Source organism: Flavobacterium orientale (assembly GCF_014638005.1).
Classification (GTDB): domain Bacteria; phylum Bacteroidota; class Bacteroidia; order Flavobacteriales; family Flavobacteriaceae; genus Flavobacterium; species Flavobacterium orientale.
The window spans coordinates 75,689-98,327 of the sequence record NZ_BMFG01000006.1 but is presented as its reverse complement, the minus strand read 5'-3'; the positions used below and the strand labels follow the sequence as shown (position 1 = coordinate 98,327).

Here is a 22,639-nt window from a genome sequence, read left to right as displayed (position 1 = left end):
TTTACAATAACTTTGTAATTTCTTTCGTTGGTGATTTCCTAACTTGCCCTCATAAATAGATAACAAAACAATGAACAACATAAAAATTCTTTGGGTTGATGATGAAATTGATTTATTAAAACCCCATATTCTTTTTTTAGAATCAAAAAACTACAATGTAACTACCTGCAACAACGGTAGAGATGCCATTGATATTTTTGAAAATGACAACTTTGATATTGTTTTTTTGGATGAAAACATGCCCGGAATGAGTGGTTTGGAAACCTTATCAGAAATGAAAGAATTAAAATCTTCCATTCCCATGATTATGATTACAAAAAGTGAAGAGGAATATATCATGGAAGAAGCTATCGGTTCAAAAATTGCAGACTATTTGATTAAACCTGTAAATCCAAATCAAATTTTATTGAGTTTAAAAAAGAACTTAGATCATTCCCGATTAATTACTGAAAAAACCACTTTAGATTATCAAAAAGAGTTTCGCAAAATTGCCATGGATATGGCAATGGTGAACTCTTTTGAGGATTGGACTGATTTGTACAAACGGTTATTGTTTTGGGAATTGGAATTAGAAAACATTGAAGACCAAGGGTTGATTTCAATTTTAGAATCACAAAAGACAGAAGCAAACATGCAGTTTGGGAAATTCATCGAAAAAAACTACGAAAATTGGTTTGATGAAAAAGCTGACAAACCCGTGTTATCGCATAAATTATTTAGAGAATATGTGGTGCCGGAACTTGTAAAGAAAGACAACCCTGTTTTGTTTGTTGTTATTGACAATTTGCGTTACGATCAATGGAAAGCGTTTGAAAGTGTGATAAACAATCACTACAAATTAGAAAAAGAATATGCTTATTATGCGATGCTTCCTACAGCAACACAATATGCCAGAAATGCCATTTTTTCGGGCTTAACGCCTCTTGAAATGGAAAAACAATTTCCTCAATATTGGAAAAACGATGTAGAAGACGGCGGAAAAAACCTTTATGAAGGCGAATTTTTAGAAGCTCAACTCAAACGTTTAGGTTTAAACATTAAGAGTGACTATTTTAAAATAACCAATTTTAAAGATGGAAAAAAATTAGTCGAAAATTTCAAAGGACTAAAAAACAATGATTTAACCACGATTGTTTATAATTTTGTAGACATGCTTTCACATGCCAAAACTGAAATGGATGTGGTAAAAGAATTGGCTTCTAATGACAAAGCCTATCGTTCATTGACTTTAAGCTGGTTTAAAAACTCTCCTCTTTTAGAAATGATTCAATTGGCACAACAAATGGGTTTCAAACTCATCTTGACAACCGATCATGGCACCATTAACGTTAAAAATCCATCCAAAGTTATTGGTGACAAAAACACGAGTTTAAACCTTCGTTATAAAACCGGAAGAAGTTTGACTTATGAAGACAAAGATGTTTTTGTAATCAAAGACCCAAAAAAAGTAGGTTTACCGGCTATCAATATGAGTAGTTCGTTTATTTTTGCAAAAAATGATTTGTTTTTGGCCTATGTAAACAATTACAATCATTATGTGAGTTATTACCGAAATACCTATCAACACGGTGGTATTTCTTTAGAAGAAATGATTGTGCCCTTTTTGGTTTTCAATCCAAAATAACAAAAAAATACACGTTTAAGTAATGACATATTGTTTTGATTTAACCACAATTCATGAGGCGGTTCGGTTTTTTTTAAATGCAAAACCCCAACGGGTGGTTGTATTTCATGGCGAAATGGGTGCCGGAAAAACCACTTTCATAAAAGAAGTAGCAAAAGCACTTGGAGTTGAAAACACGACTTCAAGTCCTACTTTTTCATTAGTAAATGAATATGAAACGGCAGATGGATTAATGTACCATTTTGATGTGTATCGATTAAAAAACGAATTGGAAGCTTTGGATTTTGGTATTGAAGACTATTTGTATTCCGGACATTGGTGTTTTATTGAATGGGCGGAAAAAATTCCGAATTTGATTCCTGAAAACCACACCGTTCTTTCCATTGAAACTTTAGAAGATGGAAAAAGAAAACTAACCATTACTTAATTTTAAATTAGTTGACGTAGCAAAAATAAAATTGTTTACGAATAAAAAAAAATCCCTAAATTAGTCGTTAATTTCCATAACCTTACCTATGCCAATTACACCCTTCTCCAAACAACAATTACTTCCCCAGGAAGAGAAGCTTGAAATAGCCCGACACAAAAGCGAGTTGTTTATTGGCATTCCAAAAGAAACGTCGTACCAAGAACGTCGGATTTGCTTAACTCCTGATGCGGTAAGTTCGCTAGTCAATCACGGTCATAGAGTGATGTTGGAATCAGGAGCCGGAGAAAGTTCGAGTTATTCCGATAAAGAATACAGCGATGCGGGAGCGGAAGTTACACAAGACCCAAAAAAGGTTTTTAGTTGTCCGATGATTTTAAAGGTAGAACCACTTACCATGTCAGAAATTGAAATGGTAAACCAAGGCACCATTGTTATCTCAGCTATTCAATTAAAAACACGAAAAAAGGAATATTTTACAGCATTAGCTAAAAAGAAAATTACGGCTTTGGCCTTTGAATTTATAAAAGATGAAGATGGTTCCTATCCTGCGGTAAAATCGTTAAGTGAAATTGCGGGAACTGCCTCCGTATTGATTGCAGCAGAATTAATGATCAATCAACAAGTTGGTAAAGGCTTGTTGTTTGGAAATATTACAGGAGTTCCTCCCACAGAAGTTGTAATTATTGGCTCCGGAACTGTAGCCGAATTTGCTGCAAAAACAGCAATCGGACTGGGTGCCAATGTGAAAGTATTCGATAACTCTATTACAAAATTGCGTCGACTGCAAAACAACTTGAGCCAACGTATTTTTACTTCCACCATCCAACAAAAAAGTCTTTTGAAAGCTTTACGTCGTTGCGATGTTGCCATTGGAGCTATGAAAGGAGAAGACCGAACGCCGGTAGTTGTCTCAGAAACTATGGTAGAACATATGAAAAGAGGTGCCGTTATTGTTGATGTTTGCATCGATACAGGTGGCTGTTTTGAAACTTCTGAAATTACTACACATGAAAAACCAACTTTTGTAAAAAACAACATTATTCATTATTGCGTTCCTAACATTCCTTCACGATATTCTAAAACTGCCTCGTTATCAATTAGTAATATTTTGAGCCCCTATTTAATTCAAATTGCAGAAGACGGCGGATTAGAAAGTGCCATCCGATGCAACCGTGGATTAAAAAACGGGGTCTATTTTTATCATGGAATTTTAACTAACAAAGCCATTGGTGATTGGTTTGATTTACCCAATAGTGATATTAATTTAATTGTTTTTTAAGGCAAAATAAAGTTAGGTGACTTCAAGAATTGTAGTTATTTTTGCAGTCAAATTACAAGAAAATGAAATTTTATCAACGATTGGCCTTTTTCCTCTTCGGATTATTATTGGGCGTTATCTTTTTAGTTTACTTTTTAGGAGCCAAAGCAGAGTCGAGAGGTGTCACCTTTTGTTATTTACCTAATTGCAGAGTATTAAAAGATTTAAGATCAAAACCCTTTTATTATTCTGAAAAAGCTTCAGAAATATTGGCTGAAAAATGGATTGACTCCGTTGATGTTAAAAACACCTTACTACACGGCGATGTTGTTTTCAGCGAGAGTAATATAAAGATAGGAAGCGGAAAAAAATATGTGGTGAAAGGACAAACCAGCACTAAAGTTCCGATACAATTAGAACTCATAAATTATGAATCAAAAGTGGAATTGATTACCATAAAAAAATAAAAAAAATGACTTTCAGAAATTTGAAAGTCATTTTTTTTAATTGTCTTCTAATTTTCTGCGTTCGCGTTCCTTTTTAATCAGCATCAATTCTCTTCCGGTTTGACCGGCAACTGATGTGTTCTCTTCCGCTCTTCGAATCAAATAAGGCATCACATCTCGAACCGGACCAAAAGGTAAGTATTTTGCCACATTGAAACCATTGGCTGCTAAATTATAACTGATATTATCACTCATTCCGTATAATTGACCAAACCAAATTTTGGAATCATTTGAATCAATTCCATTATTTTTCATTAATTCCATCAACTTATAAGAACTCAACTCGTTGTGAGTTCCCGCAAAAAGAGCCATATTATCACTATGTTCAATCATATAAGCCACAGCGGCATCATAATTATCATCTGTAGCTTGTTTTGATGCACAAATTGGTGTTGGATAACCCATTTCCTGAGCACGTTCGTTTTCTTTTTCCATGTAAGCTCCGCGAACTAATTTCATACCAATATGAAAACCTTCTGCTAGAGCTTGTTGGTGTAATTTTTTAAGATAATCCAATCTGTCCCAACGGTACATTTGAAGGGTATTGAAAACTATTGCTTTTGAAGTATTGTATTTTCGCATCATTTCGGTCACTAAATCATCTGCGGCATCTTGCATCCAGCTTTCTTCGCCATCAATTAATAATGCCACTTCTTTTTGATGAGCCAAATGGCACACTTTTTCATAACGAGCCACTACTCTATTCCATTCTTCGGTTTCAGAGGTAGATAACGTTTTTTTTTCTCCTATTTTTTGATAAAGAGCAAAACGTCCAAATCCGGTAGGTTTAAAAACAGCAAAAGGAAAAGCCTCTTTTTCTTTGGCAAACTCAATGATTTTTAGCGTTTTTTCCATCGCGGCATCAAATTGACCTTCTTCTTCTTTACCTTCAACAGAATAATCGAGAACCGAACAAACGCCTTTGCTAAACATTTTATCCACAACCGGAAGGCAATCATCTTCGGTAACACCACCACAAAAATGATCAAAAACGGAAGCTCTGATTAATCCTTCAACCGGAAGATGTGCTTTTAGAGCAAAGTTGGTTACTGCAGTTCCGATGCGAACTAAGGGTTGACTTTCTATTAATTTAAAGAGAAAATAAGCTCTGTCTAATTCTGAATCGCTTTTAAGAGAAAAAGCAACTTGGGTATTGTCAAATAATTTATTCATTTTAGCCTTAATAATAATGCAAAGATAAGTAGTGTATTAAAATTAAAATAGCAACTTGACATAATAATTTACATTTAGAAATAGGCCCATAAAAAAAGGGCTTAACAAAATGCTAAACCCTTTTTATTTACTATATTAAGTACTTAATCTTGAATGTTATAAGCTCTAAACGAACCGTTTGTAACTACAACATCTTCTCCTTCAAAAGAAGTTCCGGAAAAAGTAAAGGTTCCTTGAATGTATTCTGAATCTACACTAGTGATAGTAATACTTCCTGCAGTTGCATCAAGATTAAGATCTTGTCCTAAGCTAAAGTTAGCATTATAGGATTCAACATCAAAAGGAGTATCTGTAATCGTAAAAGTTCCCTCTTCAGAAACTAATGGCATCCACAAAGAGATATCTACAAATGTATCATCAGAACCTTCAAAATATCTTATGTTTTTTGATAAAGAGGTTGTTGTAAATGGGTCAACAAAATTGTAATTTACTCCGTTGTGTGTAAATTTAATAAAAAGATTGTCAGAACTGTTTGAATCGTCACTGCTACATCCGGTAAATAAAACAAGTAAAGCTAAAAGTGGCAATGCAAAGAATTTAATTTTTGTTTTCATAATAGTAGGTTTGTATTTTTAAATTAGCTGTAAATGTATGAGAAAATAACCACATTTTCTAATAACAAAATAGAATTCGCAAAATTTAGAAGCATTACAGCTTATAAAACTCCATAAATTTTAGTTATTTTGTATTGGCTTTCATTAAGAACATCAAATCATTTTCGTTTTCATGGAAAACATACAAGCTTCAGATTACTCCATTTATTTTAACGACTCAGGATATCAATTTCTAAATCAATTTTTAGATGAGAGCAACTATTCCAAACATTTCATTTTAGTGGATACCAATACAAATGAGAATTGTTTGGCTCATTTTCTATCACAAATTACTGCTGAGCTAAATCTGGAAATCATTGAAATTGAACCCGGAGAAGAATTTAAAACTATTGAAACCTGTGTTCAATTATGGCATACTTTGACCGAGTTGGCAGGCGATCGAAAATCAATACTATTAAATTTAGGTGGTGGCGTAATTTCAGATATTGGTGGATTTATAGCGTCAACATTCAAAAGAGGTATCGACTTTATTAATATTCCAACTTCCCTTTTGGCTATGGTTGATGCTTCGATTGGCGGAAAAAACGGTGTTGATTTGGATCATTTAAAAAATCAAATTGGCGTCATAAACAATCCAAAAGCAGTTATAGTTGATACTACATTTTTAGAAACATTACCCAAAAATCAAATGCGATCCGGTTTAGCAGAAATGCTTAAACATGGTTTAATTTATGACCAATTGTATTGGAAAAAGTTCACCCAAATGAACCAACAAAATGCAGAAGATTTGGATACCTTGATTTATGAATCAGTACTCATAAAAAATGCCATTGTCACTCTAGATCCAACTGAAAACGGAATTAGAAAAGCCTTAAATTTCGGACACACTTTGGGTCATGCTATAGAAAGTTATTTCTTAGAAAACCCAAACAAAGAAAGTTTATTACACGGTGAAGCTATTGCCGTTGGAATGATTTTAGAAAGCTATATTTCGCAACAAAAAAACCTACTTCAAAAGGAAGACTACTTTCAAATCAAAGAAACCATTTTATCAATTTTTGATAAAGTAATTTTTGATGAAACGGACATCCAACCCATTGTTGATTTATTGATTCACGATAAGAAAAATGAATACGGAACGGTTCAATTTGTATTACTGAATGGAATTGGTGCAATAAAAATTAATCAAAACACTGAAAAAGAATGGATTATTAATTCATTTGAAGATTATAAAAGATAACATTTTTTTTAAGTAAAGGTTTGTAATACCGTTATATTATTTTTTACATTTGCCACAATGAAAAACAATCAAAATAGAAATGTATTTACCAAAGAAACCTTTGGACTTCATTGGACTTTTCAACGTTTTATGAAAAATTCCGTGACGCATAAAAACGCTATCAATTTTGATACTTCTGAAAGTTTGATACAATTACGCGAAAAACTGCAAATTGTTTTTGCAAATATTCGAGTTTGAAATTTAGATTGAATCTTTTTTTACATTACTTTTAATCTAAATTATTGACAGCTAAATGAACACAAAATACTTCGACTTAATCAATCAAACCTTCTACTTTCCACAAGAAGAATTTACTTTAAATAAAGATAACCTACAGTTTCATAACATCGATTTGATGAAAATTGTAGAGCAATATGGTACTCCATTAAAATTTACTTATTTACCACAAATTTCTAACAACATCAACCGTGCAAAAGGCTGGTTTAGAAAAGCGATGGAGAAAAATAAGTACGATGCCAAATACTATTATTGCTATTGCACCAAAAGTTCGCATTTCAGTTTCATCATGAATGAAGCTTTTAAGAACAATATTCACATTGAAACTTCTTCAGCTTTTGATATTGACATTGTAGAAAATTTGATGGCGGAAGGTAAAATCAATAAAAACACCTACGTGGTTTGCAATGGTTTTAAGCGTGAGCAATATATTGATAACATTGCCCGATTAATTAATAACGGTCATAACAAAACAATCCCTGTTATTGATAATTATGAAGAATTAGATTTACTACAAGAAAAAATTGACGGTAAATTTAAAATCGGAATTAGAATTGCTGCCGAGGAAGAACCAAAATTTGAGTTTTATACTTCTCGTCTAGGTATAGGGTACAAAAACATTGTTCCTTTTTACAGAAAACAAATTGAAGAAAATAAAAATGTAGAACTAAAAATGCTGCATTTTTTCATCAATACCGGCATTCGTGACACGGCTTATTATTGGAATGAGTTGTTGAAATGTATGAAAGTTTATGTGGCGTTGAAAAAAGAATGTCCAACCTTAGACAGTTTGAATATTGGTGGTGGTTTCCCTATTAAAAATTCACTCGCTTTTGAATACGATTACCAATATATGATTGACGAAATCATCAATCAAATCAAAATATCTTGTGAAGAAGCAGAAGTGGATGTGCCAAACATATTTACTGAATTCGGTTCGTTTACTGTTGGTGAAAGCGGCGGTGCAATTTATCAAGTACTGTATCAAAAACAGCAAAATGACAGAGAAAAGTGGAACATGATTGATTCCTCTTTTATCACTACATTACCTGACACTTGGGCCATCAACAAACGTTTTGTAATGTTAGCCATCAACCGTTGGAACGACACTTACGAACGGGTTTTGTTGGGTGGATTGACTTGTGATAGTGATGATTATTACAACTCGGAACAAAACATGAATGCGGTTTATTTGCCAAAATACAATAAAGAAAAACCATTATATATTGGATTTTTCAACACCGGAGCCTATCAAGAAACCATTGGAGGTTTTGGGGGATTGCACCATTGCTTGATTCCGCAACCCAAACATATTTTAATCGATAGAGATGAAAACGGAATTTTGGCTACTGAAGTTTTTTCAGAACAACAAAGTGCCGAACAAGTATTATCGATATTAGGATACGAGAAAAAATAACATTTTTGACACAAAAAAGTGTTTGTCTTTTAAGAAAAAAAAGTTTTTCTTTGACCAACAATTAATTGCATACAAACTAAGAAATAGAAAATGAGTAAAGGTCCTATTAGTCAATTTATTGAAAAAAATTATCTTCATTTCAATGCTGCAGCACTTGTTGATGCCGCAAAAGGATATGAACAACATTTGCTTGAAAACGGTAAAATGATGATTACCCTTGCCGGAGCGATGAGTACGGCTGAGTTAGGAAAATCATTAGCCGAAATGATTCGTCAAGACAAAGTACACATCATTTCTTGCACCGGAGCCAATTTGGAAGAAGATATTATGAACCTAGTTGCTCATAATTCCTATAAAAGAGTACCAAACTACAGAGATTTAAGTCCACAAGACGAATGGGACTTGTTAGAAAATCATTATAATAGAGTTACTGACACTTGTATTCCTGAGGAAGAAGCTTTCCGTAGATTACAATCACATTTGTTCGATATATGGAATAATGCTGATTCTAAAGGAGAACGTTATTTTCCGCATGAATTTATGTATCAAATGATTAATTCGGGTGTTTTAAAACAATACTACGAAATCGATCCTAAAGATTCATGGATGGTTGCAGCAGCTGAAAAAAACCTTCCGATAGTTGTTCCCGGATGGGAAGACAGTACAATGGGTAATATTTTTGCTTCCTATTGTATCAAAGGTGAATTCAAACCGACTACTATGAAAAGTGGTATTGAATACATGATGTGGTTGGCCGATTGGTATCCTAAAAACTCCGAAGGAAAAGGTGTTGGCTTTTTTCAGATTGGTGGAGGTATTGCCGGCGACTTCCCTATTTGTGTAGTACCAATGTTATACCAAGACATGGAGATGCACAACATTCCGTTTTGGAGTTATTTTTGCCAAATATCCGATTCAACCACTAGTTATGGTTCCTATTCAGGAGCAGTACCTAACGAAAAAATTACGTGGGGAAAATTAGATATAAACACCCCCAAATTTATAATTGAATCGGATGCAACGATTGTTGCACCTTTAATTTTTGCTTACTTACTTGATTTATAACAGATTTTTTTATGAGAAGAATTATTGTTGACTATGCCAAACTAACGAATGATATCTTATCCATGCTGGTGGAGAAATTTCCTGATGGTTATGAAGATACAGACATTATCCGTTTTAGAAATGCCCAAAACGAATTGATTGAAGCTGTTGAAGTTAGAACGGAAGACACTATTTATTTAGTAAAAGTGAGTAAAAAACTCGCTACCCGTATTGAAAACTTTGAAGAAGATGATGATTTGGATGTGGAAGTAGAAACAATTGCACCGGTTAAAGGTTTAGATCTAGACGATGACATTGACGAAGTAGATGTAGATGAAGAAGATGACGATGCTCCATCTGATGATGACACAGAAGTAGATTTATTAAAAGATGCAGGTGGTTCTGACGATGACGAAGATGATGATGATTTTGACGAAGAAGCTTCCGATGAAGATGACGAAGAAGAAGATTATTAAAAAATATAAGGAGCTCGATGGAGCTCCTTTTTTATTTATAAATACCTCTCTTTTATAATTCTCTCATGATGTTTTTGATGTCCCAAAATAATAAATCCAATAGCACGAACGGAAACCGGATTTTCTGAAGCAGTTCCCATACGAATTAATTGTTCGTCAGTAAAAGTGCTAAACAAACTCATAGTCGCTTTTCTAACGATTACAAACTCTTCCAACAAATCATTCACACTTCTTCTATTGGCATGAGCTGTTTCAACATAGTCATTTTCTTCAAAACCGGGTAAAGGAGTTGTATCATTTCTGGCAATTCGCAACGCTCGATAGGCAAAAATTCGTTCGGCATCAATCAGATGTTGTAGTATATCTTTAATAGTCCATTTATCTTCGGCATAACGAAATTCGTGTTTGTGAATAGGGATAGCAGTAAAAAATGCTACACTAAATTCGATGCCATCTTGAAATCCACTTCTTAATTCCACTTCTTCCAGAGCTTCAATGTAAGTCTTATAATAAGGTGCGTATTCATTTGTTTGTAAAGATGATGAAGTCATAATTGTATATTTTAAATTTGATAAATTTTAAATTAAGCCGAATTTCTACTTGCATTAATATTTCCAAATAGCGAACGTGTTACAATCTTTTCATATACGGCAATTAGCTTTTCGTTTTGATTTTTTTGTCTTTTTAGTTCATTGATTTTTAACAACGCATATTGTTGAATGGTTAAAAGCGGTAATACAATTTGCTCTCTAATTTCAATAGAAGCTTTACCATCGGGATAGTTTTCCATCAATTCCTTGAATCCGGAGAGTTTTAACAACAATCTTTTGGTTTCCAAAAATTCATCATAAATGATTTGCCAAAACACTCCAAACTCTTCATCCTTTTGCATGTAGGCTGTTAATGGAAAAAAAGATTTACACAATGACATCATACTGTTTTCCATCAACGTTTTAAAAAACAACGAATTTTGATACAACATCACTACTTTTTCCCATTGATTGGTTGCTTCAAAATGTTGCAAAGCTGTTCCTACTCCAAAAAATCCGGGAACATTTTGCTTTAATTGACTCCAAGAGCCCACAAAGGGAATAGCTCGCAAATCATTAAAATCTAATTGTTCCGATTTGTTTCGCTTGGAAGGACGACTCCCAATGTTGGTTTTTGCGTAATAATTAAGCGTACTCATTCGTTCCAAATACGGAATGAATTTAGGATGTTGCTTGAATTTTTTATACTTATCATAGCTCAATTCTGATAATTCATCCAACACCTGATTTTCAGATTCCGACAGAGCGATTTCACCTTTGCTAAAAACTTGATTTGTAGCTCCCGCACTTAATAAATTTTCTAGATTATAACGACACGAATCCAAAGTACCAAAATTCGAACTAATGGTTTGACCTTGCACCGTAATTTGTATTTGTTGGTTTTCAATATTGGAACCCAATGAAGCATAAAACTTGTGGGTTTTTCCGCCTCCGCGTGCCGGTGGTCCACCTCTACCATCAAAAAACAATACTTTTATTCCGTATTTTCTAGAAATGGCTGTCAACATTTCTTTGGCTTTGTAAATACTCCAATTGGCCATTAAATACCCACCATCTTTAGTACCGTCTGAAAAACCTAACATAACGGTTTGTGTATTATTTCGGTTTTGCAAATGTTGTTTATAGGAAGCGTTTGTATATAATTGTTCCATTATTTTGTCCGCCGAATGCAAATCGTCAACCGATTCAAAAAGTGGTATCACATCAACAGAAGGGTTTTCCCAGCCACACAAATGAAACATAGCAAAGGTTTCCATCACATTCAATGCACTTTCATTATTGCTGATAATATAGCGATTGCAGCCCAATTCACCATTTCGTTCCTGAATGGTTTTCATGGCATGAATAGAACTCACGGTTGAGCGAGTAATCTCATCATCAAAATCGGCTTCCAATATATTGCTTCGCAAATTGGATAATACAGCAATTTTCTCCTTTTCCTCCAAATCAAAATAATTTTCAGGAAAAAGTGCTTTTTCTTTCGCTACAATATCTTGAAATACTTGTTTGTGAATTTTGCTGTTTTGACGAATATCTAAAGTAGCAAAATGAAACCCAAACAAGTTGAGTCTGTTCAACAATAAATCAATTTCGTCCAAATAAAGCGATTGGTGTTCTTGTTTTATAAGCTGCTTAATTCGCTGTAATCCTTCATAAAATTCTTCTTGTGTCAAGTAAATTTCACCTTGAGAATAAAAAACAGAACGATACAATTTACTTTCTAAATCAGCGATAATTGTATCTACTTCTTTAAAAGTAAGTTTTCTTTTCAGCTTACGAATGTCGCTGTAGTAGCATTTCAAAATAGAAGTACGCAAGCGTTCAGCTACTTTTAATGTAATTTCTGTTGTCACAAATGGGTTACCATCTCTGTCGCCTCCGGGCCAAAAACCCAAATTAAATATAGCATTATTAATTTCTTCCCCGCTATAAATATTCTTCTGTAAGTACTGAATCATATTTCCTGCTGTGGTGTAAAATACATTTTCAAGGTACCAAATCAAGCTAATCGCTTCGTCAAAAGGTGTCGGTTTTTCTTTTTTAATGAAAGGTGTTTTACCCAATTGAGCTAACAATTGTTTAATTTGAATTAAATCATTCACTCGCAAAGCTTCGGTTAAATCGGTAATAATTCCCAAAACAGCACCCGGATAAAACTGCGTTGGATGTGCTGTTAAAACCGTTCGAACTTTAAAGTTTTCTAAAAAATTTCTAAGTTCTTTTGATTTTGAACGTTGTTCTGCTTTTTCTTTCATATCGCGAAGTGAACCACGACCTTCCATATTGTTTACCGTTGGAAATGCAGCATCTTCAATTGCATCAAAAAGCACAATTTGTCGTTCTACATATTGAATAAAGCGAAACATCAGTTCGATTTTTTCTTCTTCGGTGGGATTATCCATGTATTTGGAAGCAAACGATTCAAAAATTTCATTTGGACTTTGTTGGCTTTTGAATCCGTTTTCACACACTTCAGAAAAAAGAGGCAATAAAACACCTGTATTGTCTATCGCATCAAAAGGTAAAGTGATAAAGACACTGTTATAAATTTGGTATTTAGATAAAACATTTTGACGAAATCGTTCAATTCTTGGTAGCGTGTACATGGGTTGAATTTTGCTTACTAAATTAGTGAAATATTCTATTAATTGTGTTTAACTACTATTATGATTGCATAAAAAAACCCTCTCGTTTAAAGGAGAGGGTTTGTAATAGTGTCATTATATCTTACATGTTTTGGAAAATGGTGTGCATCAAACGTTTTTTATCGTTGATACTTTCTTCCAATGAAATCATGGTTTCTGTTCTGTAAACACCCTCAATATCATCAATCATGAAGATAACATCTTTAGCATGTTTGGTATCTTTAGCTCGGATTTTACAAAAAATATTGAACTTTCCGGTAGTTACATGAGCTACAGTTACAAAAGGTATGTCATTAATACGCTCCAAAACAAATTTAGTTTGTGAAGTATTATTTAAGAAAACTCCAACATAAGCAATGAAAGAATAACCTAATTTTTCATAATCCAAAGTCAAAGAAGAACCCATAATAATTCCAGCATCTTCCATTTTTTTAACTCTAACGTGAACGGTACCGGCTGATATTAAAAGTTTTTTAGCAATATCTGTAAAAGGAACTCTTGTGTTATCGATTAACATATCAAGAATTTGGTGATCTACTTCATCTAAACGAAACTTACTCATGTTTATGTCTATTTATTATTAAATTTAGTGCAAAAGAAATATATTTTATTCAATAAAAAAACGTAATTGTTATTTTTTTAATAAACCATTAACAAATACGTTGGTTTTTCCTAAAACAAAATTCGCTTTTTCATCAATTTTCGGAAAAGTACCTCTCTCACTTTCAAATTCTTGGCCTTCTGCATCCCATTCCAAATGACCGTTAAAATCATTTAATTCTCCTACTGAAGAAATATAGGCATTAAAAACCAACTCATTCTCAACCAATTCTTCCCTAAATTGAGCGGCAAAATTCGTTATAATTTCTGAATTATCATAATCAATCTTGACATTTCTATAAATAAAATCAAAAAAACTGACGTTATTTTGTGATATATTTAAATAATTCGCAGTTTTACTATCAACTAAATCGTTTTCGTAAAGTAATTGAAAACTTACCAATAGGCTGATAAAAATATAATACCGTGTTTTCTCTCTTTGGTAGTCATTTTGAAAATGTCCGGCTTCAAAAAGTACCGTCGGCACTCCTAACTGCTGAAAGGTATCTCCAACACAATTCCTATTAAAAGAATCATCAAATCGACCCACTTGGTTAGGAATATGATATTGCAACACGTCATTAATTCCGGCAATCAAATTTATGGCCTTTTGCCGCGTATCATTAATCTCTCGTTCTTCATTAAAAGCCGGAGCTAAAAAAGAAACAGTTGCAGGATTCTTAGTTTTTCCTGCCGCAAAAATAGTGCGTTGGTCATGAAGATTATAACAAAAATCCGGTTTGAACTCCTGAAAGCAGTTCATTAATAAATTACTTTCCGGTTGCGACAAATTCAAAAAATCACGATTCAAATCGACACTGTTCGCGTTTTCTCGGGTATACACTTCCGCTCCATCAGGATTCAACATCGGGATAAAAAAGAACGTAAATTTTTCTTTCCAACGCAAAGCTACTTTTTCATCTGAATCTAAAAAGTTGAACAAATCAAAAACTGCTTTTGTAGTAGTACTTTCATTACCGTGCATTTGCGACCAAAGCAAAATCTTGAAATTTCCTGTTCCGGTTTTGTATCCATAAATCGATTTTCCTAAAACAGATTTTCCCAAAACGGAGATGGAATTTTTGAATTGGTGCTTTTCAAAAAGAGGCTCAATATGATTCAACGTAACATATCTGCCTTGAATGGTTTGTTCTTTATATTTCTCAAAAAGAGATGGATAATTCATGTGCTAATTTTTAACGTTACAAAGGTAAACATCTTTGAAATAACAATTGTAAATCAATGCAAAAGTTGTAAAGTTTAACTTTGTAAACACAATTTTTAGTGTTTTTTATCTTTAAAAATTACAATTGTTTATCTAATATTATTCTACAAACTAAATAATTTGTTTCCAATATTTTAAATACAATTACATAAAGCATAAGTACGAGTTAAATAACTAATAAACTGTTAATTTTACAAATGTAACATTCCTATTCTAAAATCAATTGATTACATTTGTAACATACTTTTTTTACAACACAAATTTACTATGTTAAACACACATGATTTTGTTCAAAAGCTGGAAATTCTGCTGGACTATTATCAACTGAATGCCTCATCGTTTGCCGATAAAATTGGTGTACAGCGTTCTAGTTTGTCACACCTCCTATCCGGAAGAAACAAACCGAGCTTAGAATTTGTATTGAAAGTTTCTGAAAGTTTTCCTGAAGTTGATTTATATTGGTTTTTACTTAACAAAGGAATTTTCCCAAAGTCGACTGATGCAGCAACAATAGAAACTGTAAAGCAAGTAAATACGGAGCCTGAAAAAGAATCCTCATCTGACTTACCAAAACCGCTTATCCCCCAAAACAAAGGGATCGCGAGTAACAATAAAGAAATTGAAAAGATTGTAATGTTCTATAAAGATGGTAGTTTCAAAAGTTACATTCCTGAAAACTAAACACATTAAACCATAAAACTATTCTCCGGATACTTACCAACTACACCTTTATAATAGTGTTCCAAAATGGGCATATCCACTTCAATTTCACCGATTGGATAATAGGGCTTATTGATGGTAATTTGCTTTTTACTGAAATCAAAAGCCACAGGAATTATCGGAACATTTGCTTGAAGTGATATATAATAAAACCCTGTTTTCCATTTTGTTACTTTTTTTCTGGTTCCTTCGGGAGCAATAGCTAATCGAAAGGTTTCTCGATCAGCAAATACTTTTGCAATAGCATCTACTTTGTTCAATCCGCCTGTTCTATCCAAAGGAACTCCACCTAACCATCGGAAATAAAACCCAAACGGAAATTGAAACAATTCTTTTTTACCCACAAAATTTATTTCAATCCCTAAATAACTTCTTATAAATAATCCAATGTAGAAATCATGCCAACTGGTGTGAGGCACCACAATGATGACGCATTTTTTGATAGCCGGATCCAAAGTTCCTTCTATCTTCCACCCCATTACTTTGAATAAAATAAATTGACTCAACCGTTTTTTCACCTAACAATAATTTTAGTAAAAATACGATTTAACTCTTATTTTTACTAAAAAATTTAAAATGCTAAAAAAACTAATCAGCTACTTTTATCCCATCAACATTTATAAAACTACTTCAGAGTTGAGTAAAACGTTGGAAGTAACTTTAGTTAATGGCGAATTGGTTTTAGATAGTAAAAATACCAATTACTCCTATGGAAGTCTGCAACGTGTTTTGCGAAAAGGTTTAAAATATATCGGATTTGAAAAAATAAAACCCATGAATCACATTTTGGTTTTAGGGGTTGCCGGAGGAAGTGTCATCAAAACCTTGGTAGATGAAATTGGCTGTAAAGGAAAAATTACCGGAATTGAAATCGATGACAAAGTAATTGAATTAGCCAATGATTATTTTCAGTTAAACAAAATTGAAAATTTCAATATAATACACCACGAAGCGTTTGAATTTGTTTTGAAAACAAAACTGACTTATGATTTAATTATCGTCGACATTTTTCAAGACACAATAATGCCAAGTTTTCTATTTGAAACTTTTTTTCAAAATCGGCTAACCGAAATTTTGAATCCCGGTGGTTTTATTCTTTTTAATACAATGTTGTTAAAAGAAATTGATAAGGTTAGAAATCAAAACTACCTCCGCTTTTATGACCTTTCAAAATTTAAAGTAGATGCATTGCCACGAGTTGAAGAACACAACGAATTAATTGTAGTTGAAAAACTAAAGTAATTTACGCGCTTTTTCTAAATCTTCCGGAGTATCAATTCCAATTCCAACATGGGAAGTAGTTACCATCTTGATTTTCTTTCCATATTCTAAATAGCGAAGTTGTTCTAATTTTTCGGAGGCTTCCAGTGATTTCATAGGAAGTTTATAAAAATCTAACAAAGCTTGTTTTCTGAAAGCATAAATGCCAATATGTTGAAAATAATGAACCCCGACGTTTTTTTCTCTGGGATACGGAATTACCGAACGCGAGAAATACAACGCCAATCCGTTTTGATCTACAATCACTTTAACGTTATTTGGATTTTCTATAGCATCCCAATCTGTAATTTCACGCATCAAGGAAGCCAAGTCAATTTGTTTTGCATGATCGCTTTTAAAAACTTCTAAAACGGCAGCTAAAGGCTCTTTGTTAATAAAAGGTTCGTCTCCTTGAACATTCACAACAATATCTACATCCAAATGTTCCACAGCTTCTGCAATGCGATCACTCCCACTCTCATGTTCCTTTATACTCATTATCGCTTTTCCACCATTAGAAACAATTTCCTGAAAAATCAAATCGGAATCTGTCACCACAAACACATCATCAAATAATTTAGTGTTGACAGCTGCTTCATACGTTCTGGTAATCACTGTTTTTCCGCCTAAATCCTGCATTAATTTTGCCGGAAATCGGGTTGATGCGTAACGAGCTGGAATGACGGCGATGGTTTTCATTTATTTTGAGTTGCTAAGTTAGTAAGCATTTTAAGGTATAAACCTTTTAAACAATTTTATACCAACAAAGAAAATAAAAACAACTAAGATAATTGCTAAAACGGGAAGAAATATAGACACAAAAGACATGGCGGTTGCTGTTCCGGTTTCTACTGTGGAAAGGAGTGGATTGCCCAAACCTCCCGTAGTTGTTGTAGAAGCCAAACGTGTTGCTGCTGTAGATGAATTGATTACTGCCGCAGTTCCGCCTCCTGCAATGATGGCCAACCCCCAAGTTAACATCGGACTTAAATCAGCCAAAGTAGAAGCCATGGCTATCGTTCCTGCAATCGTAGCCAATGGAATAGCTATGGAATCGAGAATATTGTCAACAAACGGAATGTAGTAAGCCAAAACTTCAACAAGCATGGCTATTCCTAATGTAATTAAGGCTGGCGTTTCTCCTAACCATTGCCAAGAATCATTTATTGGAATCCAATTTAAATTTGACGCTAAACTCAAAATAAATAAAGGAATAAAAACCCTGAATCCGGCAGAAGCTGCCAATCCAATTCCCAAAAAAATACTCAAAAAAGTTTCCATCGTTACCATAACTCAAATTTATTCAAAATTTTCATCTTTAAATCCTATAAGATATAATTTTTCTTTGGCTCGAGTAATTGCGGTATACAACCATCTGATGTAATCCCTGTCAATTCCATCCGGCAAATAGGGTTGTTCTACAAACACATTGGTCCATTGACCTCCTTGTGACTTGTGACACGTTATCGCATACGAAAACTTTACTTGTAACGCATTGAAATACTCGTTCTCTTTCACTTTTTTTAATTTTTTATACATCGCCCCTTCATCTTCATAATCTTTCAATACCTCCTGATACAATCTATTGGATTGCTCTTGTGTTAATGATGGCGACTCACTGCTAATGGTATCCAACAATAAAATGGTTTCAAACGGTTTTTGATTCGGATAATCTACCATTCTGATTTTTACTTTGGCAAAATTAAATCCATACAATTCTTGAATTTTATGAATTTCTAAAATCTCAACAATATCACCATTGGCAATAAAAATGGCTTCATCGGAATCTTTCAACCAGAAATAATTATTTTTTACCACCATCATTAAATCTCCTGTTGAAAGTTCAGAATCCCTAAGAAGAATTTGCGTTCGAATTTGTTGGTTGTATTGATTGGCTCTTTTGTTGGAACGAACAATAAACGTTGTTTCTTCCAAACCATTATTACTATAGGAAGAATGAATCGCATCTTGAATTTCATAACCGTCCGTTAAACGAACAATATCTTTGAATCCTTTCAAATTGAACGCAAACGAATTAATTTCAAAACCCTCCAACACTTCCCTTAAATTAGTTGCATTAAATAAAACACCGGAGTTTACTTCCTGACGCATGACTTCATCTAATTCTAAATGATGTACTTCTTTATTATAATACATCCGTAAGGTATCTTCTGCTAAAGCCGGACTGATGGTCAAATTCACAGGAGGAAGCTGAGCGGTATCCCCTATCAAGATCAATTTACAATTATCACCCGAATACACATAAGAAAGTAAATCGTCCAACAGCGAATTGCTCTGACTGTTTTTCGAATCTTGTGGTGCATCCGAAATCATTGAGCTTTCATCTACAATAAATAGCGTGTTTTTGTGTTTATTTTGTTGTAGCGTAAAACTAATCCCACCTGACGGATTCTTTTTTGGAAAGTAAATCTTTTTATGAATAGTAAATGCGGGCTTTTCGGAATAATTAGCAATAACCTTTGCTGCTCTTCCGGTTGGAGCCAACAAAACAAATTTTCTATTTATAAATTGCAGTTGGTTTACTAAAGTTGAAATTAAGGTTGTTTTTCCCGTTCCGGCAAATCCTTTAAGGAGAAATAATTCGTTTTTTGACTCGCTTGTAGCAAAAATTGCAATTTTTTGAAAAAAAATATCTTGCTTTAAAGTAGTTTGAAAAGGGAAATTTTTATGTAAAATACTGTAAAACAAGGATGAATCCATTTTGTCTAATTTTAAGAAATTATTAAAATTCAAATATACATATGAAATTTGCGGCAAATGCTTTTGAGAAAAAAAAAAAATTGTAGATTTGCCATATAGACTAAATAAATTTTCTAAAAAATGATAACATTCATTATTATTGTAGTTGTTCTTATTCTTGCCATTTTAGGGTTGGTAAAATTTATCGACAAAAAGGTAAATTCAAAAGTAAAGCCGGTAATTTCTATTGCTCTTTGGCTTATTTCAGCAGTTTTCGCTTATTTAATTTATCAATCCATTCAGGCTCCTATCAAGTTTGATAAACTTAAAGAAAAAAGGTTTCAAGCTGCAGTAAACAAAATGATTGACCTTAAAGCTGTTCAATTGGCTTACAAATCAATCAACGGTAAGTACGCTGACAACTTAGACACCTTAGTTGCCTTTATTGAAAATGAGAAATTTGTCATCCTTGAACGTAAAGATACTTCGATTGCAGATATCAAAAAAAATAGAGCTTTTGGCTTGAGTGTGGGTTCAGATGGTGTTGGAGGTTATTTTAAAGATACGGTTAAAGTTAGAGAAATCGGCAAAGTAAGTATCAAAGACTCTTTATTTAAAGATTCTGATCGATACAAAAGATTAAACATAGTTCGAGTGGACGGTATTGAAGCTACAATTGATTTAAAATCAGGTTTTATTGATAGAAATGATGCTAAAGTTCCCGTATTTGAAGCTAAACTTAACAAAGCTGATTTGTTGAAAGACCAAGATCAAAGCTTAGTAAAGAGAGAAAAAAATGTAGTTTCAGTAGATGGTATTAATGGTGAATTTATTATGTTAGGTTCATTAGAAGAAGTTAGTATGTCAGGAAACTGGCCAAAAAAATATGGTAATAACGAATAATACAATCACCGACAAAAATTACAAAAGGCTGTCCATTCAGATTTCACTGAATGGGCTTTCTTTTTGTTGCCGTGACCTATTGAACAACGCAATTACTTCCTATAAAGAAATTGATTTTAAAAAATATCCTAAGACCTATTCCATTGAGAATTGTCTATGGAAAACATTTTTAGATGAAAATGATTTAACCAAAAACTATGATGAAGTCGTGGTACTTCATGATAACACTTTAAACACCTTTGTCCCCCTTCCCCTATTTGATGAGGAATACAAAGGAAGTTACCTGCAGTATAACACCAAAGTTTTTGAAACCGATTATTTTACTTTTGATCCCATCAAAAATTATGATATGGTCAATGTTTATGTGCCTTATGTCAACATCAACAATTATTTGATTGACCAATTGGGTGCTTTTGAATACTTACACAGTTCCAGTATTTTAGTCAATAAACTTTTAGAAAACTCTAAGAACGACGAATCGGTTACTATGTTTATTCATTTTATGCACAATCATTTTGAAATTGTTGTCATTCAAAATCAAAAATTATTATTATTCAACACTTTTGAATTCAATACGCCTGACGATTTCATCTATTATTTATTGTTTACCGCAGAACAACTGCATTTAAACCCCGAATCGTTAAAACTTAATTTATTAGGTACTATTAATGAAGATGATGAATTATATAAAAAAGCCTATAAATACATTCGAAATGTTTCTTTGTATGAAATAGATATAGATGCTAATACTACTTTTTCAGCTGAGGAAAGAAGAAAAAACTTTATCCTTTTTCATTCATGAGAATCATTTCCGGCAAATACAAAGGCCGAAGAATTGCAGCTCCCAAAAATCTTCCCGTTAGACCCACTACGGATATGAGCAAAGAAGCGTTGTTCAACATTCTGAACAATCACTTTAATTTTGCTTCGTTAAAAGTATTGGATTTGTTTGCCGGAACCGGAAACATCAGTTATGAGTTTGCTTCAAGAGGTAGCGAACCCATTATTGCCGTTGACGGAAATTATGGCTGTGTTTCTTTTATCAAAAAAACAACAGATGCATTTGAGTTCAACATCACCGCCATTAAAAGTGATGTTTTTCAATTCTTAGAAAAAACTAAAGGAGATTTCGATATCATTTTTGCCGATCCTCCTTATGATTTAGACCAAGCAAAATTTGAAAAAATCAACGAACTGGTTTTTCAAAACGAACTACTCTCCGAAGACGGTATGTTGATTATTGAACATTCAAAACACACCAAATTAAATCACCTACAGCATTTTTCTTTTGAAAAAGCCTATGGTGGTTCTGTTTTTACCTTTTTTGAAATTGAAAATGAAACGGATGACGACTTTGACGAAACCGACGATAGTGAAGAATAAATTCCAAATCCTTTTAGCACTTAGCTTTTTATTGCTTTTAAACTCCTGTTATTTTCCGTCTTATCGTGCTGTGGCAGAAACCGGTTTGTATGATATTTCGTTTACCGAAGGCAAATGGTTTTTAAATTATGTCACCATTGATGGCAAACCCTTTTCTGATTTCTCGAACTATTCCGAAAAAGAGTTACAAAATTGTTTGAACGATTCGCTTTACTTAAGTTACGGAAAAAGGAAATCCATTTACAATGTTCCTATCTTAACAGCAAAAAATTCAAAAGAAAGTTTATCGCTTTTAAGAGCCACAAACACGATTGATTATGTGATTCAAATTACAGGTTCTATAGGTGATAACGACATCAGTGGCATCAACATTAAACCGATGAAAAATGCAGAAAAATCAACTGCTTCTATCACATTCAAAGTGTATGAAGTAGCGACTGAAAAAATAATTTATTCCCACACCACCTCAGGTGAAATTGTAGTTGAAAACAATCGAGAAGATGTGCTTTTTGGTAAATCAACCCAAACTATTTTGAAAAAATGTTTGGAAAAAGGCATGACACAATTCAAAAAAAGTGGTGGTTGTAGATAAAG

At 33.2% G+C, this 22,639-nt stretch carries 25 protein-coding genes; 15 read left to right on the top strand and 10 right to left on the bottom strand.

The genetic code is table 11. From position 1 onward, the window contains the following. Positions 1-70 precede the first annotated feature (70 nt). The 4 genes from porX (at position 71) to IEV15_RS09015 (ending at position 3,779) form a co-directional block, all read left to right on the top strand. Positions 71-1,624, top strand: coding sequence for a T9SS response regulator signal transducer PorX (gene porX, locus IEV15_RS09030; protein WP_188362199.1), 1,554 nt, complete (start codon positions 71-73; stop codon positions 1,622-1,624). Positions 1,625-1,646: 22 nt separating this feature from the next. After that, positions 1,647-2,051: a tRNA (adenosine(37)-N6)-threonylcarbamoyltransferase complex ATPase subunit type 1 TsaE gene (gene tsaE / locus IEV15_RS09025; protein ID WP_188362198.1), complete on the top strand. Its 405-nt coding sequence runs from the start codon at positions 1,647-1,649 to the stop codon at positions 2,049-2,051. A gap of 88 nt (positions 2,052-2,139) precedes the next feature. Continuing rightward, complete coding sequence (locus IEV15_RS09020) at positions 2,140-3,333, top strand: alanine dehydrogenase (RefSeq protein ID WP_188362197.1); 1,194 nt, start codon at positions 2,140-2,142, stop codon at positions 3,331-3,333. Positions 3,334-3,395: 62 nt separating this feature from the next. Continuing rightward, on the top strand, positions 3,396-3,779 hold the full coding sequence (locus tag IEV15_RS09015) for a DUF4258 domain-containing protein (protein ID WP_188362196.1): 384 nt from the start codon (positions 3,396-3,398) through the stop codon (positions 3,777-3,779). 36 nt (positions 3,780-3,815) lie between these two features. Here IEV15_RS09015 and IEV15_RS09010 read toward each other — a convergent pair whose 3' ends face one another. Both IEV15_RS09010 and IEV15_RS09005 read right to left on the bottom strand, forming a co-directional pair. Beyond that, positions 3,816-4,991, bottom strand: a complete 1,176-nt coding sequence (locus tag IEV15_RS09010) for a proline dehydrogenase family protein (RefSeq protein ID WP_188362195.1) — start codon at positions 4,989-4,991, stop codon at positions 3,816-3,818. A gap of 143 nt (positions 4,992-5,134) precedes the next feature. After that, entirely contained in the window at positions 5,135-5,605 is a 471-nt protein-coding gene (locus tag IEV15_RS09005; RefSeq protein WP_188362194.1) for a DUF6252 domain-containing protein, read from the bottom strand. 172 nt (positions 5,606-5,777) lie between these two features. Here IEV15_RS09005 and aroB point away from each other — a divergent pair, with 172 nt between their 5' ends. The 5 genes from aroB to IEV15_RS08980 all read left to right on the top strand — a co-directional run bounded on the left by aroB (position 5,778) and on the right by IEV15_RS08980 (position 10,058). Next, positions 5,778-6,845, top strand: a complete 1,068-nt coding sequence (gene aroB, locus IEV15_RS09000; RefSeq protein ID WP_188362193.1) for a 3-dehydroquinate synthase — start codon at positions 5,778-5,780, stop codon at positions 6,843-6,845. 57 nt (positions 6,846-6,902) lie between these two features. Next, positions 6,903-7,082, top strand: a complete 180-nt coding sequence (locus IEV15_RS08995; RefSeq protein WP_188362192.1) for a hypothetical protein — start codon at positions 6,903-6,905, stop codon at positions 7,080-7,082. A 55-nt stretch (positions 7,083-7,137) separates the two neighbouring features. Continuing rightward, positions 7,138-8,538: an arginine decarboxylase gene (locus IEV15_RS08990; protein WP_188362191.1), complete on the top strand. Its 1,401-nt coding sequence runs from the start codon at positions 7,138-7,140 to the stop codon at positions 8,536-8,538. Between the two features lie 90 nt (positions 8,539-8,628). Continuing rightward, positions 8,629-9,603, top strand: coding sequence for a deoxyhypusine synthase family protein (locus tag IEV15_RS08985; RefSeq protein ID WP_188362190.1), 975 nt, complete (start codon positions 8,629-8,631; stop codon positions 9,601-9,603). An 11-nt stretch (positions 9,604-9,614) separates the two neighbouring features. Then, positions 9,615-10,058, top strand: coding sequence for a DNA primase (locus IEV15_RS08980; RefSeq protein ID WP_188362189.1), 444 nt, complete (start codon positions 9,615-9,617; stop codon positions 10,056-10,058). Between the two features lie 35 nt (positions 10,059-10,093). Here IEV15_RS08980 and IEV15_RS08975 read toward each other — a convergent pair whose 3' ends face one another. The 4 genes from IEV15_RS08975 to IEV15_RS08960 all read right to left on the bottom strand — a co-directional run bounded on the left by IEV15_RS08975 (position 10,094) and on the right by IEV15_RS08960 (position 15,040). Continuing rightward, complete coding sequence (locus IEV15_RS08975) at positions 10,094-10,609, bottom strand: DinB family protein (protein WP_188362188.1); 516 nt, start codon at positions 10,607-10,609, stop codon at positions 10,094-10,096. Positions 10,610-10,641: 32 nt separating this feature from the next. After that, entirely contained in the window at positions 10,642-13,215 is a 2,574-nt protein-coding gene (locus tag IEV15_RS08970; protein WP_188362187.1) for a phosphoenolpyruvate carboxylase, read from the bottom strand. Between the two features lie 121 nt (positions 13,216-13,336). Next, positions 13,337-13,816 (bottom strand): Lrp/AsnC family transcriptional regulator, encoded by a 480-nt coding sequence (locus IEV15_RS08965; protein WP_022828573.1) that lies wholly within the window; start codon positions 13,814-13,816, stop codon positions 13,337-13,339. 69 nt (positions 13,817-13,885) lie between these two features. Then, entirely contained in the window at positions 13,886-15,040 is a 1,155-nt protein-coding gene (locus tag IEV15_RS08960) for a M14 family metallopeptidase (RefSeq protein WP_188362186.1), read from the bottom strand. Between the two features lie 306 nt (positions 15,041-15,346). On the opposite strand from IEV15_RS08960, the gene IEV15_RS08955 reads away from it, so the two are divergent. Continuing rightward, positions 15,347-15,760, top strand: a complete 414-nt coding sequence (locus tag IEV15_RS08955; protein ID WP_188362185.1) for a helix-turn-helix domain-containing protein — start codon at positions 15,347-15,349, stop codon at positions 15,758-15,760. A 5-nt stretch (positions 15,761-15,765) separates the two neighbouring features. Here the strand turns inward: IEV15_RS08955 and IEV15_RS08950 are convergent, their stop codons facing one another. Next, positions 15,766-16,278, bottom strand: coding sequence for a 1-acyl-sn-glycerol-3-phosphate acyltransferase (locus tag IEV15_RS08950; RefSeq protein WP_229734124.1), 513 nt, complete (start codon positions 16,276-16,278; stop codon positions 15,766-15,768). A gap of 97 nt (positions 16,279-16,375) precedes the next feature. Here IEV15_RS08950 and IEV15_RS08945 point away from each other — a divergent pair, with 97 nt between their 5' ends. Further along, positions 16,376-17,041, top strand: coding sequence for a spermidine synthase (locus IEV15_RS08945; RefSeq protein ID WP_188362183.1), 666 nt, complete (start codon positions 16,376-16,378; stop codon positions 17,039-17,041). Here the strand turns inward: IEV15_RS08945 and kdsB are convergent. Genes kdsB through IEV15_RS08930 form a run of 3 tightly spaced genes read right to left on the bottom strand, consistent with a single transcriptional unit; the run spans position 17,033 to position 19,780 of the window. Further along, positions 17,033-17,758: a 3-deoxy-manno-octulosonate cytidylyltransferase gene (gene kdsB / locus IEV15_RS08940; RefSeq protein WP_188362182.1), complete on the bottom strand. Its 726-nt coding sequence runs from the start codon at positions 17,756-17,758 to the stop codon at positions 17,033-17,035. The genes IEV15_RS08945 and kdsB overlap by 9 nt on opposite strands. Positions 17,759-17,788: 30 nt before the next feature. Next, on the bottom strand, positions 17,789-18,349 hold the full coding sequence (locus IEV15_RS08935) for a DUF4126 domain-containing protein (protein WP_188362181.1): 561 nt from the start codon (positions 18,347-18,349) through the stop codon (positions 17,789-17,791). Positions 18,350-18,358: 9 nt separating this feature from the next. Then, the gene (locus tag IEV15_RS08930; RefSeq protein WP_188362180.1) at positions 18,359-19,780 is read right to left on the bottom strand and encodes an ATP-dependent DNA helicase; all 1,422 of its coding nucleotides are present in this window, start codon (positions 19,778-19,780) and stop codon (positions 18,359-18,361) included. A gap of 120 nt (positions 19,781-19,900) precedes the next feature. On the opposite strand from IEV15_RS08930, the gene IEV15_RS08925 reads away from it, so the two are divergent. Genes IEV15_RS08925 through IEV15_RS08910 form a run of 4 tightly spaced genes read left to right on the top strand, consistent with a single transcriptional unit; the run spans position 19,901 to position 22,637 of the window. Continuing rightward, positions 19,901-20,662 carry a hypothetical protein gene (locus tag IEV15_RS08925; protein WP_188362179.1) on the top strand — a complete coding sequence of 254 codons (762 nt, stop codon included), beginning with the start codon at positions 19,901-19,903 and terminating at the stop codon, positions 20,660-20,662. Further along, entirely contained in the window at positions 20,646-21,464 is an 819-nt protein-coding gene (locus IEV15_RS08920) for a DUF3822 family protein (RefSeq protein ID WP_188362178.1), read from the top strand. Before IEV15_RS08925 ends, IEV15_RS08920 begins: the two co-directional genes overlap by 17 nt. After that, entirely contained in the window at positions 21,461-22,045 is a 585-nt protein-coding gene (rsmD, locus tag IEV15_RS08915; RefSeq protein WP_188362177.1) for a 16S rRNA (guanine(966)-N(2))-methyltransferase RsmD, read from the top strand. The genes IEV15_RS08920 and rsmD overlap by 4 nt, the downstream gene beginning before the upstream one ends. After that, on the top strand, positions 22,035-22,637 hold the full coding sequence (locus IEV15_RS08910; protein WP_188362176.1) for a hypothetical protein: 603 nt from the start codon (positions 22,035-22,037) through the stop codon (positions 22,635-22,637). The genes rsmD and IEV15_RS08910 overlap by 11 nt, the downstream gene beginning before the upstream one ends. The last annotated feature ends 2 nt before the right edge of the window (positions 22,638-22,639 follow it).